The sequence below is a fragment of the Allobosea sp. Root381 genome (assembly GCF_001429395.1).
In the GTDB taxonomy this organism is placed as follows: domain Bacteria; phylum Pseudomonadota; class Alphaproteobacteria; order Rhizobiales; family Beijerinckiaceae; genus Allobosea.
On the sequence record NZ_LMJT01000012.1, the window covers coordinates 277,931 to 296,410 of the forward strand.

Here is an 18,480-nt window from a genome sequence, read left to right on the forward strand (position 1 = left end):
ACGACTATTTCCCCGTCTGCGACTCGCCGCCGTCATCCCCCGGGTGGCGGCGGCCTTTTCAGGCGACGGGGGTCAGTCGGGCGCGTCCTCGTCCGGCTGCAGCGCTGCGCGGAGCAGTTCGCGGAGCTGGCCGATCGTTCCAACCGTCCTTCCGCAGCCCTCGCAGGAGATGGGCGTCCGCTCGTTCGACCATACGGGAATGTTAAGGGCGAGTGCGCCGCAATCATCACAGCCCGGTCGTGGCTCGCGGAACTCCGGGGCGTCCCCCCGGACCGATGCCGTCTCTTGTCGCATATGCTGCGCTCCCTCCGCACAGATAGCCAGACCGACAGTGCAAGGATAACCTGCATCCGGCGCTGGTCTACCTCCGGCAGCGGGATGGCGCGCTGCGTTGACGGAATGTCCGTGCCGCATCGCCTGGCCCCGCCATGGGGCGCCGTTTGCCCTCGCTGCTCGCCTCGACCTCGCGATCCGCGCGACGATTCTTGACATCGCGGCGCGCGCGCCTTCATGCTGGACGCGTTCCCAGGGGGGCCTCGCTAGGAGGCTGAGATTCCGCCCGTCCAGCGATGCCGGACAACGCGGTGACCCTCCGAACCTGATCCGGTTCATACCGGCGTAGGGATGCGGGACATCGGTGCGGATCGCCGCCCCTTTTCCATGCTTTCGCGTCGGCCGGATTCGCGGTCTCGTGCCAGGCATTCCGCCTGTCCGCGAAGCTTTGCGGGAAAGTGTGGCTGACGTGACGGAAGCGCAGATCATCGAGGCTTTGCTGGGCTTCATCGACCAGGGCGAAGCCTCCGAGGCGGAATTCGAGCGGATGGCGCTCGCCGTCTTCGCCTATCAGTTCGCGAACAACCAGTCCTATCGCCGCTTCGCCATCCAGCGTGGGCGCACCACGCTGACGGTGAGGAACTGGCGCGACATCCCGGCCGTGCCGATCACCGCCTTCAAGGACCTGACGCTGAGCTGCTGCGCGCCCGAGGCGGCAGAACGCATCTTCATGACGAGCGGCACGACGCAGGGGCTGCGCGGCCGCAGCCATCATCCGACGCTCGCGGTCTGGGACCGCTCGATGCTGGTGAATTTCCGCCGCCGCTTCATGCAGGGCACGAAGCGCATCCGCATGGGCATCCTGTTCCCGGACGAGGCGGCGATGCCGAACTCCTCGCTGGCGCGTTACCTTGCGCTGGCGCAGCGCGAATGCGGGGCGGCCGGAAGCGCGGGTTTCGTCGGGCCGCAGGGGCTCGACGTGGTCGGCGTGATTGCCGCGCTGACCCAGGCCGAGGCTTCCGGCGAACCCTACGCGCTGCTCGGCGCGAGCTGGAGCTTCGTACATCTGCTCGATGCGCTGACGGGGCAGGGGCGCCGCTTCGCCCTGCCCGAGGGCAGCCGCATCCTCGACACCGGCGGCTTCAAGGGCCAGTCGCGCGAGATGGGCGCCGATGCCTTCTACGATGCGCTGTCCGCGACCTTCGGCGTGCCGCGCAACCTCTGCATCAACATGTACGGCATGACCGAACTCAGCACGCAGTTCTATGACGACGGCAACGCCGTCTGCCCGCCGGTGAAATCAGGCCCGCACTGGATTCGCAGCCGGGTGGTCGATCCGGTGAGCGGGCGGGACCTGGCCGAGGGCGCGACAGGCGTGCTGGTCCATCACGACCTCGCCCATTTCAACTGCGCCTCGGCGATCCTGACGGAGGATGCAGGCGTCATGGTCGAGGGCGGGTTCAAGCTGCTCGGCCGCGTCGACGGCGCCGATTCCAAGGGCTGCTCGCTCGCCGTCGAGGAGTTTCTGAAGGCGGCGCGGGGCTGATCCGTGAACTTGTTCGCCGGACATCTGCCGGGGATTGCCGCGACCGAGGTCGAGTGGCGGCGGCTGGACTTTTCTGCCTGGGGTGAGGGCGTCACGGTCGATGTGCCCTTGCTGAGCGAGGCCCAGGGGCTCGCTCTGGCCGCGAGGGTCAGGGAGAATGCACGCAGCTATCTTAAGACGCTCCCCGTCGCCGAGATCGTCGCGACCATCGACAAGGCGATCGCGCGGCTGCTCGACCGCGAGGACCCGTTGCGCCGGCAGGCGGAAGCGCTGCTGCCGGTGGTGACCGGCTATGACGCGGAGACGGTGAGGCTCGGCCTGTCCGGCTATCTCAGGACCTTTCGCGCACCTCAGCTGCAGCGTTTCCTGGCCGAGGATTTTGCCAATCCGGGCGTGCTCGATGGCTTCCAGCCTGCGATGAAGGGTGGCTTCGCCCGCGCCCATGGTCCGGAGCTCCTGCTCCACATCTGGGCCGGCAACGTGCCGGGCCTGTCGCTCTGGAGCCTGATCTCCGGCCTCCTGGTCAAGGCCGGCAGCATCGGCAAGGTTGCCAGCGCCGAACCATTGCTCGCCGGTTGGTTCGCGCAGATCCTGGCCGAAATCGATCCGAGGCTCGGAGAATGCCTCGCCATCGTCTGGTGGAAGGGTGGGGATGCCGCAAGCGAGCAGGTCTGGCTGAACCAGGCGGACACGATCGTCGCCTATGGTGGCAACGATGCGTTGGCGGCGATCCGCGAGCGCGCCCCGATCACGGCGCGCTTCCTGACGCATGGCCACAAGATCGGTTTCGGCGTGGTCTCGGTGGCGGCACTCGATGCGCGCAAGGCCGGCGCGCTCGCCCGCCTCTGCGCCCATGATGCGATGCGCTACGAGCAGCAGGGATGCTACTCGCCGCAGATGCTGTTCGTTGAGCGCGGCGGCAAGGTCTCGCCCCGAGAATTCGCCGAAATGGTTTCGCGGGAGCTCGCCGCCTTCGCGCGCCGGCATCCGCGCCGGGCGCTGTCGGTTGCGGAGGCGGCCGGCGTTGCCGCCTGGCGCAGCGGTGAGGAGATGCGGGCTTTCGACAACGAGGGCAGGCTCGTCCTCGGCGATGCGGAGGATGGCTGGAGCGTCGTCCAGGTCGATGCGGCCGAGCCGCTGGCGCCGAGCGGGCTGAACCGCACGCTCAAGATCGTCGCTGTGGAGAGCCTCGACGCCGTCGTGCCGCTGGTCGCGCCGTTCCGGTCCTTTCTGCAAAGTGCAGCGATCGCGGCCTCCCCGGAGGAACTGTTCCGGATCGCCGCGCTGCTGGGCGAGGCCGGCGTGACCCGCATCGCGGCCTTCGGGACGATGACTGCGCCCGAGGCCGGCTGGCATAATGACGGGCGCTTCAACCTGCTCGACCTCGTGACCATCACCGAGATCGAGCACTCGGCCGAGCTCGCGGCGGAAGCGTTCGCACCCTATGTCGATTGAGCGCCATCCCCCACCCTTCAGCCCTCATCCTGAGGAGCGGCGAAGCTGCGCCTCGAAGGATGTTCCAAGCGGTTCCGGAGCCTCCGGGAGCATCCTCCGAGACGCCATTCCCAAGGGACTGGCTCCTCAGGGTGAGGGCTTAGATCACGCACGAGGGAGGCAGCGAGAGACCTTCGTCGCGATCGAGGCTGCCCGCTACGGCTACGGCACGGGGCCGGCGATCGTCGACGATGTCGACTGGACGATCCCGTGCGGCGCATTCCACGGGCTCGTCGGCCGCAGCGGCAGCGGCAAGACCACATTGCTCAAGCTGGCCGCCGGTCTGCTGCAGCCTGAGGCCGGTCGCGTCCGCATCGACGGCGCGCTCCTGAGCGGGCCGGGGCCGCGGATCGGCTTCGTCTTCCAACAGCCGACGCTGCTCGACTGGCTCAGCGTCGCCGACAACGTGCTGCTGCCGATATCGCTGAAGCGCCGGCCTCGTTCGGAGGATCGCGATCGCGCGCAGACCCTGCTCGAGCTGGTCGGGCTGGGCGCCCTGGCGCATCGCCATCCCGGCCAGCTCTCGGGCGGCCAGCAGAGTCGGGTCGCCGTGGCGCGAGCCCTGGTCGCGGAGCCCGACCTGCTGCTGCTCGACGAACCTTTTGCTGCGCTCGACGCGCTGACGCGGGAGGAACTGCAGGATGACCTGCTGGCGCTCTGTGCGCTCAAGGCCACCACAGTGCTCTTCGTCACCCACGACATCGGCGAGGCGGTCTATCTTTCCGACCGGGTCGCGATCATGGCGGCCGGACGGCTGCATCACGCGCTCGATGTCGCGCTGCCCCGGCCGCGTCGGCGCGAGATGCGCTACGAGCAGCCCTTCAACGCGCTCTGCCGGGAACTCCGGCAGGCGATGGACGAAGCGTCATGAGCTTGCGTCTCGCCTCCGCCCTGCTGCTGGTCGTCCTCCTCGGTGCATGGGAGGCTTATTGCCGGCTCGGCAGCGTGCCGGCGCTGATCGTGCCGGCGCCGTCCTCGGTCTTCGCGACCTTGTGGGGCGAGATCGCGAGCGGGCGGCTCTTGCCGCATCTGTGGGTCACCGCGGCGGAGATGGCGCTCGGCCTCGCCCTGGGCTGTGCGGTCGGGCTCGGCACCGGCATTCTGCTGGCGGAGGCCCCGGTCCTGCAGCGCATGCTGCACCCTTACATCGTCGCGAGCCAGGTCGTGCCGAAGCTCGCCCTCGGCCCGCTCTTCATCATCTGGTTCGGCTTCGGCATGGCGCCAACCGTGGTGATCACGGCGCTGATCTGCTTTTTCCCGCTGATGGAGAACACCCTGACCGGGCTGTCGCAGGTCGATCCCGGGCGGCGCGAGCTGTTCCGCATGCTTGGCGCCGGCCGCCTGCAGACCCTGTTGCGGCTGAAGCTGCCGAGCGCGTTGCCTGTGGTTCTCGCAGGGCTTCGCGTCGCGGTGGTGCTCTCGCTGGTCGGGGCGGTGGTCGGCGAGTTCATCGGCGGGCGGGAGGGGCTCGGCGCCTCGATCATCGCGGCCCAGAGCGTGATGGATTCGAGCCTGATGTTCGCGCTGTTCATCGTGATCACGCTGCTCGGAATGCTGTTCTACCAGGCGACGCTGATGCTCGAGCGGCTGCTGCTGCGCCACCATCTGAAAGGATAGGCCGATGCTTCGCCATTCCCGCCGCCATATGCTCGCGTTGCTTGGCGCGGTCCTGATCGGCACCGCACCGCTTCAGGCCCAGCCCCTCGACAAGGTCACCGTGGCGGGCTGGAGCCAGCCGATCAGCGAGATCACCAATCTGCTGGCCGAGCCGGACAAGGGCTTCTTCAAGGCGAAGGGCATCGAGCTTGGCTATGTGCCGGGCACCGGTGGCGGCTCGGCGATCCAGAACATGCTGACGGGGCAGGCCGACATCGCCTTTACCGATCCGGCCGCCTTCTATCTCGCGCTCGACAAGGGCGAGAAGCTGGTCGCGATCTACAACATCTACCCGCAGAACGTCTTCAACGTGGTCGCGCCGAAGGCCAAGGGGATCAAGGGGCCAGCCGATCTCAGGGGCAAGCGTGTCGGCGTCTACAGCCTGTCGAGCGGCACGCGGCAGAACCTGCAGGTGCTGCTGCACCAGGTCGGGCTGACCGAGAAGGACATCGCCATGGAAGTGACCGGCCTGCTCAACTTCGCGCCGCTGATCCAGGACCAGGTCGATGCCACCGCCGCGACCGATACCGGCCTGCTGGTCGGGCGGATGAAGGGGCTCCCCGAGGTCGATGTGATCGAGGTGAAGGACCATCTCAACCTGCCGAGCGACATCTTCGTCGTGACGCAGGCGACCTATGAAGCGAAGAAGCCGCTGCTGAAGCGCTTCCTCGCGGCCTATCGCGACAGCGCCGCCTGGATGATCGCGAAGCCCGAGGAGGCGGCGAAGATCGCCGTGACGCGCGCGATCAACGGCCGCGACGAGGCGCTGAACCTCGGGATCATCAAGCTGCGCAACGCCTCTAGTGTGTCGCCGACCACCGATGCGAAGGGGCTCGGGCATTTCGACATGGAGCCGATGCAGAAGGGCGCCGACACCTTCCACAAGCTCGGGCTGATCGCAAAGCCGCTCGACATGGGGCAGGTGGTGAAATCGGACCTGATCCCGTGAGGCGAGAGCCATGAAGTTTCGCGACAGGACGATCCTGGTCACCGGCGCCAGCCGCGGCATCGGGGCCGCCATCGCCAGGGCCTTCGCCGCCGAGGGCGGGCTGGTCTTCGTCAACTACCGGCGCAGCGAAGCGGAGGCGCAGGCGGTGGTCGAGGCCTGCCGGGCGGCGGGCGGGCAGGCGCTGGCGATCGCGGCGGACGTCACCGTTCCGGCCGAGGTCGAGGCGATGCTGGCGCGCATCGGCGAGGAGGCCGGCCGGCTCGATGCGGTCGTCAACAACGCCTTCGCGCCTTACGTCTTCGACCCGGAGGCTCGGGCGCGCTTCTGGGAGACGCCGTGGTCGGCCTATCAGGCGCAGGTCGATGGTGCGCTGAAGGCGACCTATAATGTCTGCCAGGCAGCGTTGCAGCTGATGCGCAGGCGTGGGCGCGGCGCCATCGTCAACATCGCGACCGACCTCGTGGCCCGGCCGAGCATTCCCTATCACGACTACACGACGGCCAAGGCGGCGCTGGTCGGCTTCAGCCGCAATCTCGCCGCTGAGCTCGGGCCCCTCGGCATCCGCGTCAACTGCGTCGCGCCGGGGCTGGTCTGGCCGACCGGCGCCAGCCGCCGCACGCCGGAGGATGTCAAGGAGGCGCTGATCGCGCAGACGCCGCTCGGGCGCATCGCGACGGCGGAGGATGTTACGGGGCCTGTACTGTTCCTGGCCTCCGACTGGAGCGGCTTCGTCACCGGCCAGACGCTGCATGTCGATGGCGGGCTGGTGATGGGCTAGCTGCCTGCCGCCTGCGCATCCCTGATCGCCCGCCAGATCTTCGCCGGCGTCGCCGGCATGTCGAGATGGGTCACGCCGAGCGGGCGCAGCGCGTCGAGGATCGCATTCATCACCGTCTGCGGCGCGCCGATGCAGCCGGCCTGGCCCGAACCCTTGACGCCGAGCGGATTGGCCTTGGTCGGAACCTCGACCATTTCGAGATCGAAGAAGGGCAAGTCGTCGGCGCGGGGCATGGCGTAGTCCATAAAGGTCGCGCTCAGCAATTGCCCGGAATCGGGATCGTAGAGAGCCTCCTCCAGCAGTGCCTGGCCGATGCCCTGCGCCAGACCGCCATGGACCTGGGATTCGGTCAGCAGCGGGTTGACCAACGTGCCGTAGTCGTCGACCGCGACATAGCGCTCCAGCGAGATCGCGCCGGTTTCCGGATCGATCTCGACCTCGGCGACCTGGGCGCCGTTCGGGAAGGTGATGACGTCGCAGACATTGTCGCCATGGCTTTCGAGCGCGGCGCCCGTGCTGTCGCGGACATGCCGGGCTATGGCGAAGAGGTCGATCTCGCGGGCGAGCCCATCCCTCTCTGCGGTGGCGCGGAAGCGGCCATCCGCGAACTCCAGCCGATCGGCCGAGACCTGTAGCAACTGCGCTGCGGCGGGCCGCGCCTTGGCGATCAAATCGTCCGCGGCCATCACCAGCGCCGTGCCGCCGAGATGCAGCGAGCGGGCGCCGCCATGGCCGCCGCCGCGCGGCACGCGGGCGGTGTCGCCCTGCACCAGGTTGAAGGTCTCGACGGGCAACCCAAGCCGTTCGGCCGCGACCTGGGCGAAGCTGGTCTCGTGGCCCTGGCCGTTCGACTGCGTGCCGACCGCCATGTCGATGGTGCCGTCGTCATGCATGCGCAGCCAGGCTTCCTCATCGGGCTGGCCGCGCGAGGTTTCGAGAAAGCAGCTTATGCCGAAGCCGCGCAACTTGCCGCGCTTCTTCGCGGTGCGCCTGCGGGCGGCGAAGCCCCCGCGGTCGGCAGCCAGCAGCACCTTGTCGAGATTCTCGGTGAAGGTACCGCAGTCGATCACGGTGCCAAAGGCGGAGCGGTAGGGGAATTTGCGGATGAAATTGCGCTTGCGCAGCGTGGCGGGATCGATGCGCAGCTGATGGGCGGCAGCCTCGATCAGGCGCTCGATCAGGTAGTTCGCCTCCGGCTTGCCGGCACCGCGATAGGCGTCGATCGGCGCGGTGTTGGTGAAGACGCCGCGCACGTCCATCGACATGGCGGGGATGTCGTAGAGCCCGCCCATCGCCGCTGAGGGTGCATTGGTCGAGCTGCCCGGGCCGAGCGAGGAGACATAGGCGCCGAGATTGCCGATGGTCTCGACTTCGAGCGCCAGGAAGCGGCCCCGCCGGTCGAGCGCGAGACGCCCGGCGCTGAGATTGTCGCGGCTGTGGACGCCGCCGGTAAAGTCCTCGATGCGCTCGGAAATCCAGCGCACCGGCCGTCCGAGCGTGCGCGCCGCCCAGAGCACCAGCGCATATTCGGGATAGGTCACGTTCTTCATGCCGAAGCCGCCGCCGACATCGGGGCAGGAGACCTCTATGTGGTCGAGCGGCAGGCCGAAGACGCCCTGCGCCAGCTCCTGCCGGATGGCGTGGACCGAGGCGCCGCTGATCTCGAGACGGTAGACGCCGCTTCCGGGATCGAAACGGCCGAGCGCGACGCGTGTCTCCAGCGGCGCGGCGACGATGCGGTTGTTGACGAGCTCGCAGGTCACGATATGGGCGGCCCTGGCGAAGGCCTGCTCCACCGCGGCCGGATCGCCGCGCCGGAAGCGGTAGGCGAGGTTGCCGGGCGCCTCCTGCCAGATCTGCGGCGCATCCGGCTCGGGCGCGGCGCTGAGCTCCGTGACCGAGGGCAGCATGTCGTAGTCTACCGCGATCAGCTCGCAGCCCTCGCGGGCGAGCGCGGTGCTCTCGGCGACGACGAAGGCCACCGGATCGCCGACATGGCGGACGCGCTCGCGGGCCAGCGGCAGGCGCGGCGGCACGATCAGCGGCTCGACCGTCGCCACCTTGATCGAAGTCGGCAGCGGGCCGAGGTCGGCCAGGTCGTCGGCGGTGTAGACGCCGTGTACGCCCGGCAGGGCGAGCGCCGCTGCCGTGTCGATCGAGACGATTACCGCATGGGCGTGGGGCGAGCGCAGCACGGCGGCGAAGAGCTCGCCCGTCGCCGGGCGGTCGTCGAGATAGTCGCCCTCGCCTATGAGGAAGCGCCGATCCTCGCGCCGCCGCCGCGAACGCGGGTCCAGGGCTGCGGTCAGCGGTCGCGCGCCTTCGCCGTCATTCATGGCCGATGCTCTTCTCGCCCTCCCGTGGTCGCTCACCTCGTGGCGGTGAGATAGCGGGCAAGCCCGGCCGTCGAGGAATCATGCGCGTCCGCCGGAGTCTTGCCCTCGACGACGGGCAGCAACGCGGTTGCGAGTTCCTTGCCGAGCTCGACGCCCCATTGGTCGAAGGCGTTGATGTCCCAGACCGCAGCCTCGACGAAGACGCGGTGCTCATAGAGCGCGACGAGACGGCCGAAGGCGAAGGGATCGAGCTTGCGGTAGGCGATGGTCACGGAGGGCCGGTTGCCCGGGAAGACCTTGTGTGGCGCCAGCGCCGCGGCGGCATCCGGCGCCAGGCCCTGCTTCAGCAGCTGGTCGCGTGCCTCCTCGAGCGTGCGGCCCTTCATCAGCGCTTCGCTCTGGGCCAGGCAGTTGGCGATGAGCAGGCGGTGATGGTTCGCAAGCTCGGGCTCGTGGCCCTCGGCCGCGATCATGAACTCGCAGGGCACGGTGTCGGTGCCCTGATGGATGAGCTGGTAGAAGGCGTGCTGGCCGTTGGTGCCCGGCTCGCCCCAGACCAGCGGGCCGGTGGCGCGGCCGACCGGCGAGCCGTCCTTGCGGACGCGCTTGCCATTCGATTCCATGTCGAGCTGCTGCAGATAGGCCGGCAGGCGCAGCAGGCGCTGGTCGTAAGGCAGGATGGCGCGGGCGGGATAGCCGCAGACGTCGCGGTGCCAGAGCCCGATCAGGCCGAGCAGCACCGGCAGATTGCGCTCCAGCGGGGCCGTCCGGAAATGCTCGTCGAGCGCATGCGCCCCGGCGAGGAATTCACGGAAGTTCCTGTCGCCGATGGCGATCATCACCGGCAGGCCGATGGCGGACCAGACCGAGTAGCGGCCGCCGACCCAATCCCAGAAGCCGAAGATGCGGTCGGGCGCGATGCCGAAGGCACCGACCTTGTCGAGCGCTGTCGAGACCGCGGCGAAATGCGCCGCCACCGCCGCCTCGCCGAGCGCGCCGGCGATCCAGCGCCGGGCGGTCGCGGCATTGGTCATGGTCTCGATGGTGGTGAAGGTCTTCGAGGCGACGATCACCAGCGTGCGCGCCGGATCGAGCTTCGCCAGCGTGTCGGCGATATGGGCGCCATCGACATTCGAGACGTAATGCAGGCGCGGGCCGTCATGATAGGGCGCCAGCGCGAGCGTCGCCATCACCGGCCCGAGATCGGAGCCGCCGATGCCGATATTGATGACATCGGTGAAAGGGCGGCCATCGGCGGCGGCGATGTTGCCCGAGCGCACGCCCTCGGCGAAGGCGGCCAGCCTGTCGAGCGTGGCATGGACCTCCGGCATCACATCGGCGCCGTCGACCAGGATGCGGCTGCCGGCGGGCGCGCGCAGTGCGGTGTGGAGCACAGCGCGTTTCTCAGTGGTGTTGATCGCCTCGCCGGCGAACATGGCGTCGCGCTTGCCGGCGACATCGGCAGCTTCGGCGAGCCTCAGCAGCAGCGCCATTGTCCGCGCGGTGACGCCGGTCTTGGAATAGTCGAGCAGCAGGTCGTCGAGCCGGGCGGTGAAGCTTGCGAATCGGGCTGCGTCCTCGGCGAAGAGGCTGCGCAGATGGTGCCCCTGCGTGGTCTTGCGATGGTCCGCAAGCTGCGCCCAGATCTCATCCTGCACGATGATGCTCCTGTTCGGTGCGATGGGCCGCGAACGCGGCCGCTGCGGCGAGCCGGCTGGGGCTCGCTGTCGGGTGGAAGGGTGGGACGGCAGGCGGCGGGAATCAACCCCGGTCAGGCTGGAGGCGCGCCCGCAGCGCTCGCGGCAGCGCCGCCGGATCAGCCCCGCGCAGGGTCAGGAGAATCCGGGCGGGCGGCAAAGGGAGCGAACAGGGCCGCCACCTCGCGATAGACGTCCTGCTTGAACGGGATGATCAGGGCTGGCGTCCGCTCCAGACGCTCCCAGCGCCAGGCGTCGAACTCGGCCTTGTGGCCGCCGGCCGGCGTCGCGATGTCGATCTCGCTGTCGGGGCCGGTGAGGCGGAAAGCGAACCATTTCTGGGCCTGGCCGCGCCAGCGGCCCTTCCAGGCCTGTTTGCCGATTTCGCCGGGCAGGTCATAGGCCAGCCAGCCCGGAGCCTCGGCCAGCAGTGCGACAGAGGTGACATTGGTCTCCTCCTGCAATTCGCGCCTTGCGGCTTCGACCGGCGTCTCGCCCTTGTCGATGCCACCTTGCGGCATCTGCCATTCATGGCCAGGCGCGACATGCTCGGGCTCGCCCTTGTTGGCGCGGCGGCCGAGGAAGACGAGCCCCTCGGCATTGAACAGCGCCAGCCCGACGCAGGGGCGATAGCCTTCCGGCGGGTGCTCGGTCATCTCAGAGATCCGGTTGTCTTGTCAGAGATCCAGTTGTCCTGGGGCTGCGCAGCTCGCGCGCGGCGCTCATCGGCACGATGACGAGGCCCTTGGCCTCGAGCGACTGCGCCCAGCGCGCGATCCGCTCGATCGAGACCGGCAGGGCGCTGGCGCTGGCGATCGCCACGCCCTGGTCGCGGGCAAGCGTCTCGAGGGCGGCGAGTTCCTTGTCGATCGCTTCGGGCCGAGCGACATTGTCGATGACGCGATCGACCTTCAGCGCCGGAATCTGCGCGCGCTGCGCGGAGGATGCGAGCAGGCTGCGGGCCGAGGAACCGTCATCCACCACCATCAGGCCGCGGCCGGCAAGCTCCCGCAGAATCGGGGAGATGGCGCTCTCGTCGGAGGTCAGCCGCCCGCCGAGAAAGTTGACGATTCCGACATATCCGGTGAAGCGCCCGAGCGCCCAATACAGGCGATCGATGTTGTCGGCCGATTTCGGGCCGGTCAGCAAGGTATGCGGGCCGGGATCGCTGTCGGGATAGTCGAAGGGCTCCATCGGCACCTGGAGGAAGACCTCGTGGCCCTGGCCGCGGGCGCGCTGGACGCTGCGATCCAGCTCGGCGCCATAGGGGGCGAAGGCTAGCGACACCGCGCCCGGCAACTTCGCGATCGCCTCAGTCGTGCCGCTCTGGCTGATGCCTAGGCCGCCGACGAGAAGTGCGATCCGGCCGTTGACCTTGCCGGCCGGCGGCGGGCCTTCGGGGCGGGCATAGACCTGCGCGGGCGTTGCGCCGTCGGCCCCGATCTTGGGCAGGAGCCCATGGCGTGTCCGCTCGACGAGCCGGGCGTCTGGCGCCGCGGCGAGCGTAACAGTCGCGGCGCTGTCGGGAATGGTGATGACGATGGCGCCGGGTGCCTCGGCGCCGGGCCGCACGACCGTGACGCCGGACTCGCTCTCGAGCTGGCGGGCGTTCGATTGCGTGCGGGCGGTCTGGGCGGCGTCCGGGCTGGAGGCCGCGCCCGCGGGCGCGGCAGAGGCCGAATCGGCCGGTGCGGCGCGTTTCTCGATCAGGGCGGTGACGATCGGCTCGCCGCCATCGGGGTCGCGCCTGAGTGCGACGATCAGGAGGATCGATACCCAGCCGAGACCGACGAGGCAGGCGCAGGCGGTCACGAGCCAACGGCCCCATGGTTTGCCATGGGGCGCGGTGCGGTCCCGGCCGAGCGGCCGATTGAGCTCCGTGAGCGGCGTTCCGGCCAAGCGAAGCCGTCCTCAAGCTTGCGAAGCGGGCCCGAATCAGTGGCCCGCAGGGCTAGTCTTGGCGTGCCCGGCGGCCGGCGTCGAGCCCGGAGGGCCTGCTTTCGCCGTCAGTTCGGCTTCGGGGCCTCGGGCGCGGGGGCCGGAGCCGGCGCTGCAGCGTCCTTCTTGACGCCGCGTAGCTGGTTCAGGGCCGCGATCAGCTGGGTGTCCTTGGTCGGGTCGTTGGGGACATAGGAGCCGGAACCCGACTGCTCGTCCTTGCCGTCGCCGGCCTTGAGATGCCCCTTCAGCGCCGCCTCGCCCTTGTTCTCGGCGATCTTCTCCTTGATCTCCGGCGGGATCTCCTGGACGATCTCGACATCGGGGCTGATGCCCTTGGCCTGGATCGAATTGCCGGACGGCGTGTAATAGCGCGCCGTCGTCAGGCGCAGGCCGCCATTGCCGGCAAGCGGGATCACGGTCTGGACCGAGCCCTTGCCGAAGGAGCGCGTGCCCATGATGGTCGCGCGCTTGTGGTCCTGCAGGGCGCCGGCGACGATCTCGGCGGCCGAGGCCGACGAGCCGTTGATCAGCACCACGACCGGCTTGCCCTTGGTCAGGTCGCCCGACTTCGCATTGAAGACCTGGGTCTCCTCGGCGTTGCGGCCGCGGGTCGAGACGATCTTGCCGCGATCGAGGAAGGCGTCGGAGACCAGTACGGACTGGTCGAGGCGGCCGCCGCGGTTGTTGCGGAGGTCGATGACATAACCCTTGATCTTGTCGGCGCCGATCTCGGTGTTGACCTTGTCGATCGCCTTGCGCAGCCCTTCATAGGTCTGCTCGCTGAAGGTGCCGATGCGGATATAGCCGACATCGCCCTCGACCCGCTCCTCGACCGCCGGCACGACGATCGTCGTCCGCGTCAGGGTGAATTCGAGCGGCTCTGTCTTGCCCGGGCGATCGACCGTGAGCTTGACTTGGGTGTTGATGATGCCGCGCATCTTCTCGACCGCCTGGGTCAGGGACAGGCCCTTCACCTCGGTGCCGTCGATCTGGGTGATGATGTCGTTGGCCAGGATGCCGGCCTTCGCGGCGGGCGTGTCGCGGATCGGCTTGGCGACCTTGAGGATGCCCTCCTCCATCGTGACCTCGATGCCGAGGCCGCCGAACTGGCCACGCATGTCGGTATCCATGTCCCGGAAGGACTTGGAGTCGAGATAGGAGGAATGCGGGTCGAGCGAGGAGACCATGCCGTTGATCGCGGCCTCGATCAGCTTCTGCTCATCGGGCTTCTCGACGTAGTCGGTGCGAATCTTCTCGAAGATGTCACCGAACAGGTTGAGGCTGCGATAGACCTCGGCCGAGGCCGCGACCGCGCTGGTCGAGGTCAACAGGCGGGTCTGCGTGACCATGCCGGTCAGGCCCGCGCCGAGGACGGCTCCGGCGAAAACGAGAGAAACCTTGCGCATCATCCGCGAACCTTTTCGCCAAGCGGTTTCGTCCACCACGGCGCCGGATCGACCGAAACACCGTCTTTTCTGAACTCGATATACAGAACCGGTTGCCCGGTTCCCGAACCTACGATCGTCGCCACCGCTTCAGACGTCTCACCCATGATCCCGACGGGCTCTCCCGCGAGAACGAACTGGTTCAGCGCCACGTCGATCCGCTGCATGCCGGCCAGTAGCATATAGTATCCCCCGCCGGCATTCAGGATCAAGAGTTGGCCGAAGGAACGGAAGGGGCCCGCATAAACCACCCAACCGTCCGAAGGCGCCGAAACTAGGGCATTGGGGCGCGTTTCGAGAGAAATTCCGCGTGTGGTCCCGCCCGCGCCATCGGAATCGCCGAAGCCACGCAATCGTGAACCCGCCACCGGCAGCGGCAGCAGCCCCCTGGCCTCGGCGAAGGCGATCTTCGGGCTGAGCCGGGCCGGGTCCTTGAAGGCGAGCGCCGCCATGCGCTGGCGTTGCTCGCGCGTCTCGGCCTCGAGCGCCTGGCGTGCCGCTTCGGCGGCGCGATTGGCGGTGGAAATCTCCTTTTCCATCCGCTCGACGAAGTCGCGCAGGCTGCGGGCCTGTGCGGCGAGCTCGCCGGCCTGCCCGCGCTGGGTCTCGGCGTCCTTGGCGGCGCTGGCTTCGCGCTCGCGCCTGGCCTCGACGAGCGAGGCGAGGCGCTGGCGCTCGGATGCGAGCTGCTCCATCTCGGTGGAGAGTGCCTTGCGCTCATCGGCGATGCCGTCGCGCAGCCGGACGAGTTCTCCGAGATCGGTGCCGAGCACTTCGATCTCCTGGCGCAGGTCGGGGACCACGGCGCCGAGCAGCATCGAGGCGCGGACGGCTTCCAGGATGTCTTCCGGCCTTACCAATACGGCGGGGGGCGGGCGGCGGCCGATGCGCTGCAGCGCGGCCAGCACTTCGGAGATCAGGCCGCGTCGGCCTTCCAGCGAGCGCCTGATGGCGGCCTCGCTCGACTGCAGTAACGCGAGGCGCTGTTCGAGCGCACCGATACGCTGCTCGGCGCCCTGCGTCCGGGCCGTGGTCTCGAGCAGGGCCTTGTTGAGCGCTGCGCGGTCGGCGCGGATGGCGGCGATCTCGGCGTCCAGCTTGGCGCGAGCTTCGACATTGCCGGCGAGGCGCTGCTCGATCGCCTTTAGCTCGCCCTCGCGCGCCTGCTTCTCGACCAGCTTCTGCATCGCCTCGCGGGCAAGGAGGTCCGGATCAGGCGTCTGGGACTGGGCGGATGCGGGCCGAACGAGGCACAGAACCAGGAGGAGCACGGGCACGCCGCAGCGCCGCAGCGTCATTGCGAGCCCCCGGGCTTGCCGAAGGCAAGATCCGGGGGCTCGCAATGACGCTGCGGTGTCAGCTCGCGAACGACGAATCAGATGCCGAAAAGGGCTCATGCGCGATGATAGGGGTGTCCGGCGAGGATCGTCATCGTCCGATAGAGCTGTTCGAGGACGAGTACCCGCACGAGCTGGTGCGGGATCGTCAGGGCGCCGAAGGCGAGCGTCAGCCCGGCCGCGTCACGAATCTCCTCGGCGAGGCCGTCGGCGCCGCCGATGACGAAGCTGGCCGAGGCGGTACCCGCGTCGCGAGCCGCGGCGATCCGCTGGGCGAAGGCCTCGCTGTTCTGGCTCCGGCCGCGCTCGTCGAGCGCGATCACCAAGCCTGGCGCGAGCCTGGCGGTGATCGCCGCGGCTTCGTCGCGCTTGCGCTCGTCGGGCCTGCGGCCGCGGCTTTCCGGAAGTTCGACGATCTCGGGCCCGTTCAGGCCCAAACCGCGGCCCAGCGTCGCGGCGCGCTCGCGATAGCGTTCGCAGAGTTCGCGCTCAGGGCCGTCCTTGAGGCGGCCGACGGCGATCAGGGACAGACGCATGCCTGCGCGTGGCCGTCAGATCACTTTGTAATCGGACGATATCGTCCGATTACAAAAAAAGTGATTTCTTTCAAAAGCTTAGAGCATTGCTTTTGCGAAAAGCCGGTTTCCACTTTTCCGCGCAACGCTCTACCCGACCAGGCGCTCGTTCGGCCGGTCGGCCCCCCACATCTTCTCGAGATTGTAGAACTGGCGCACTTCCGGGCGGAAGACGTGGACAATGATGTCGCCGGTGTCGATCAGCACCCAGTCGCAGGCGGGCATGCCCTCGACCTTCGGAGCGGGCAGGCCTGAGTTCTTGATCGCCTCGACCAGCGAATCGGCGATGGAGGCGACGTGACGATTCACCCTGCCGGACGCGATGATCATCGCGTCAGCCAGCGAGGTCTTGCCGACAAGGTCGATGACGGTGATGTCTTCGGCCTTCATGTCTTCGAGAACATGCAGTGCGAGGGCCACGCTGGCGGCAGAGGGGTTCTCCGACACAGCGGCATGGGGAAGCGGCGCAGGCTCGGCTTCACCAAGGGTTGAACGGTTCAGTTCCGTATCCTCACATGACGACGCGCTCTCGGCGCGACATGTCCAAAATAGGGCCTTCGGGCCAAAAATTCAATCGCGTTCGGCCCGTTGGCGCAACATCGTCGAGGATAGCTCCGATCTGCGGCCGTGCAGGAAGATCCAGGCCGGCGGTCGCGTCGCGGCAAGCGCGGCGCCCTGGCTTTCGGAAATCCGCCAGCGCGACAGCCAGTTGGCGGCGGGCGAGGCGACCGCGCTATGGGTCGAGCCCGGGCGGTCGATCACCGCGATCGGCATCATCCGGGCGATGGCGCGCCACTCGTTCCAGCGATGGAAGCTGGCGAGATTGTCCGACCCCATGATCCAGACGAAGTTCACGCCGGGGCAGCGGCGCTTCAGGGCGCGCAGCGTGTCGGCGGTGTAGCGGGTGCGCAGGCGGGCCTCGATGCCGGTGACATGGATGCGCGAATGGTCGGCGAGCTGGCGGGCGAATCGGATGCGTTCCGCCAGGGAGGGCAGGGTGGAGTTGTCTTTCAGCGGATTGCCAGGCGTGACCAGCCACCAGACCCGGTCGAGCTGGAGCCGGCGCAGCGCGGTCAGGCTCGCCATGCGATGCCCGTCATGGGCGGGATTGAACGAGCCGCCGAACAGCCCGATGCGCAGGCCCGGCGCATGCGAGGGCAGCCGCAGATGTTCCGTCGCCGCGGGATCGACAATCACGGCCGGATCTGGCCGCTGCCATGGACGCGGTATTTGAAGGAGCAGAGCTGCTCGACGCCGACGGGGCCCCGCGCATGCATCCGGCCCGTGGCGATGCCGATTTCCGCGCCGAAGCCGAATTCGCCGCCATCGGCGAACTGGGTCGAGGCGTTGTGCAGCACGATCGCCGAATCGACCTCGGCCAGGAAGCGCGCTGCGGCGGCCTCGTCGGCGGTGACGATCGCGTCCGTATGGTGCGAGCCGTAGCGCTCGACATGGTCGATCGCAGCGTCGAGCCCGGTGACGACCTTCACCGCGATGATGCGGTCGAGATATTCGGTCGCCCAGTCCTCCTCGGTCGCCGGAGTGACGCGGGCGTCGGCCTTTTGCGCCATGTCATCGCCGCGCACGGCGCAGCCCGCGTCGAGCAGGGCCGCGACGAGCGGGCGAAGATGCGTCTCCGCGCAGGCCCGGTCGACGAGCAAGGTCTCCGCAGAGCCGCACACGCCGGTGCGCCGGAGCTTGGCGTTGAGCAGGATTTCACGCGCCATGGCGAGGTCGGCCGCGGCATCGACATAGACATGGCAGTTGCCGTCGAGATGGGCGAAGACCGGCACGCGGGCATCGCTCTGGACGCGGGCGACCAGGCTCTTGCCGCCGCGCGGGACAACGACGTCGACAGTGCCGTCGAGGCCCTTGAGGATTTCGCCGACGGCGGCGCGATCTCGCGTCGGGACGAGCTGGATGGCATCGCCCGGCAGGCCGGCGCTCTCCAGGCCCTGCCGCAGGGCGGCGGCGATCTCGGTGGCGGTGCGGAAACTGTCGGAGCCGGCGCGAAGGATCGCGGCGTTGCCGCTCTTCAGGCAGAGCGCGCCCGCATCGGCCGTAACGTTCGGGCGGCTTTCGAAGATCACGGCGATGACGCCGAGCGGCGTCGCGACGCGCTCGAAGCGCAGCCCGTTGGGCTGCGTCCAGCTGGCCAGGACCCGCCCGAGCGGGTCGGGCAGCTCGGCTACGCTGGCGACTGCGGCGGCGACGTCCTCCAGCCGGGCCGCGTCGAGCAGGAGCCGGTCGATGAAAGCTGAGTTCTGGCCGCCTTCCCGCGCATCGGCCAGATCGAGCGCATTGGCGGCGAGGATCGGGGTGGCGCGCTCGCGCAAGGCAGCGGCCATGGCGTGCAAGGCCGCGTTTCGCTGCGGCTCCGGGGCGAGCGCTACGAGGCGGGCGGCGGCGCGGGCGCGCCGGCCGAGATCCTGCATCCGCGCGGCGACGTCGCG

At 68.6% G+C, this 18,480-nt stretch carries 16 protein-coding genes and 1 riboswitch; of the genes, 6 read left to right on the plus strand and 10 right to left on the minus strand.

Annotated features, from left to right (window positions below; genetic code table 11):
* Nucleotides 1–517 precede the first annotated feature (517 nt).
* A riboswitch (TPP riboswitch) is annotated at nt 518–643 on the plus strand.
* Nucleotides 644–742: 99 nt separating this feature from the next.
* From ASE63_RS12795 to ASE63_RS12820, 6 genes are read left to right on the plus strand one after another with little or no spacing between them, the layout of a single operon-like run.
* Nucleotides 743–1,819: a long-chain-fatty-acid--CoA ligase gene (locus ASE63_RS12795; RefSeq protein ID WP_056801495.1), complete on the plus strand. Its 1,077-nt coding sequence runs from the start codon at nt 743–745 to the stop codon at nt 1,817–1,819.
* Between the two features lie 3 nt (nt 1,820–1,822).
* Nucleotides 1,823–3,274, plus strand: coding sequence for an acyl-CoA reductase (locus ASE63_RS12800; protein ID WP_056801497.1), 1,452 nt, complete (start codon nt 1,823–1,825; stop codon nt 3,272–3,274).
* Complete coding sequence (locus ASE63_RS12805) at nt 3,264–4,184, plus strand: ABC transporter ATP-binding protein (protein ID WP_082609887.1); 921 nt, start codon at nt 3,264–3,266, stop codon at nt 4,182–4,184. Before ASE63_RS12800 ends, ASE63_RS12805 begins: the two co-directional genes overlap by 11 nt.
* A complete protein-coding gene (locus ASE63_RS12810; RefSeq protein WP_056801499.1) occupies nt 4,181–4,930 on the plus strand; it encodes an ABC transporter permease in 750 nt (249 codons plus the stop codon). The genes ASE63_RS12805 and ASE63_RS12810 overlap by 4 nt, the downstream gene beginning before the upstream one ends.
* A 4-nt stretch (nt 4,931–4,934) precedes the next feature.
* Nucleotides 4,935–5,918, plus strand: coding sequence for an ABC transporter substrate-binding protein (locus tag ASE63_RS12815; RefSeq protein WP_056801502.1), 984 nt, complete (start codon nt 4,935–4,937; stop codon nt 5,916–5,918).
* 10 nt (nt 5,919–5,928) lie between these two features.
* Complete coding sequence (locus tag ASE63_RS12820; protein ID WP_056801504.1) at nt 5,929–6,696, plus strand: SDR family oxidoreductase; 768 nt, start codon at nt 5,929–5,931, stop codon at nt 6,694–6,696.
* Here ASE63_RS12820 and ASE63_RS12825 read toward each other — a convergent pair.
* The 10 genes from ASE63_RS12825 to ASE63_RS12870 all read right to left on the minus strand — a co-directional run bounded on the left by ASE63_RS12825 (nt 6,693) and on the right by ASE63_RS12870 (nt 18,462).
* The gene (locus ASE63_RS12825; RefSeq protein ID WP_056801506.1) at nt 6,693–9,032 is read right to left on the minus strand and encodes a xanthine dehydrogenase family protein molybdopterin-binding subunit; all 2,340 of its coding nucleotides are present in this window, start codon (nt 9,030–9,032) and stop codon (nt 6,693–6,695) included. The genes ASE63_RS12820 and ASE63_RS12825 overlap by 4 nt on opposite strands.
* A gap of 32 nt (nt 9,033–9,064) precedes the next feature.
* The gene (gene pgi, locus ASE63_RS12830) at nt 9,065–10,690 is read right to left on the minus strand and encodes a glucose-6-phosphate isomerase (protein WP_056801508.1); all 1,626 of its coding nucleotides are present in this window, start codon (nt 10,688–10,690) and stop codon (nt 9,065–9,067) included.
* A gap of 158 nt (nt 10,691–10,848) precedes the next feature.
* Nucleotides 10,849–11,385 (minus strand): RNA pyrophosphohydrolase, encoded by a 537-nt coding sequence (locus tag ASE63_RS12835; RefSeq protein WP_056801510.1) that lies wholly within the window; start codon nt 11,383–11,385, stop codon nt 10,849–10,851.
* A gap of 1 nt (nt 11,386) precedes the next feature.
* Nucleotides 11,387–12,628, minus strand: coding sequence for a divergent polysaccharide deacetylase family protein (locus ASE63_RS12840; protein WP_056801512.1), 1,242 nt, complete (start codon nt 12,626–12,628; stop codon nt 11,387–11,389).
* A 107-nt stretch (nt 12,629–12,735) separates the two neighbouring features.
* A complete protein-coding gene (locus ASE63_RS12845; protein WP_056801775.1) occupies nt 12,736–14,076 on the minus strand; it encodes a S41 family peptidase in 1,341 nt (446 codons plus the stop codon).
* Nucleotides 14,076–15,413 (minus strand): peptidoglycan DD-metalloendopeptidase family protein, encoded by a 1,338-nt coding sequence (locus ASE63_RS12850; RefSeq protein WP_056801514.1) that lies wholly within the window; start codon nt 15,411–15,413, stop codon nt 14,076–14,078. The genes ASE63_RS12845 and ASE63_RS12850 overlap by 1 nt, the downstream gene beginning before the upstream one ends.
* Before the next feature lie 95 nt (nt 15,414–15,508).
* The gene (rlmH, locus tag ASE63_RS12855; RefSeq protein ID WP_056801516.1) at nt 15,509–15,988 is read right to left on the minus strand and encodes a 23S rRNA (pseudouridine(1915)-N(3))-methyltransferase RlmH; all 480 of its coding nucleotides are present in this window, start codon (nt 15,986–15,988) and stop codon (nt 15,509–15,511) included.
* Between the two features lie 129 nt (nt 15,989–16,117).
* Nucleotides 16,118–16,474 (minus strand): ribosome silencing factor, encoded by a 357-nt coding sequence (gene rsfS / locus ASE63_RS12860; protein WP_244491387.1) that lies wholly within the window; start codon nt 16,472–16,474, stop codon nt 16,118–16,120.
* A 123-nt stretch (nt 16,475–16,597) separates the two neighbouring features.
* Entirely contained in the window at nt 16,598–17,224 is a 627-nt protein-coding gene (locus ASE63_RS12865; RefSeq protein WP_082609890.1) for a nicotinate-nucleotide adenylyltransferase, read from the minus strand.
* A complete protein-coding gene (locus ASE63_RS12870) occupies nt 17,221–18,462 on the minus strand; it encodes a glutamate-5-semialdehyde dehydrogenase (protein ID WP_056801781.1) in 1,242 nt (413 codons plus the stop codon). The genes ASE63_RS12865 and ASE63_RS12870 overlap by 4 nt, the downstream gene beginning before the upstream one ends.
* Nucleotides 18,463–18,480: the final 18 nt, after the last annotated feature.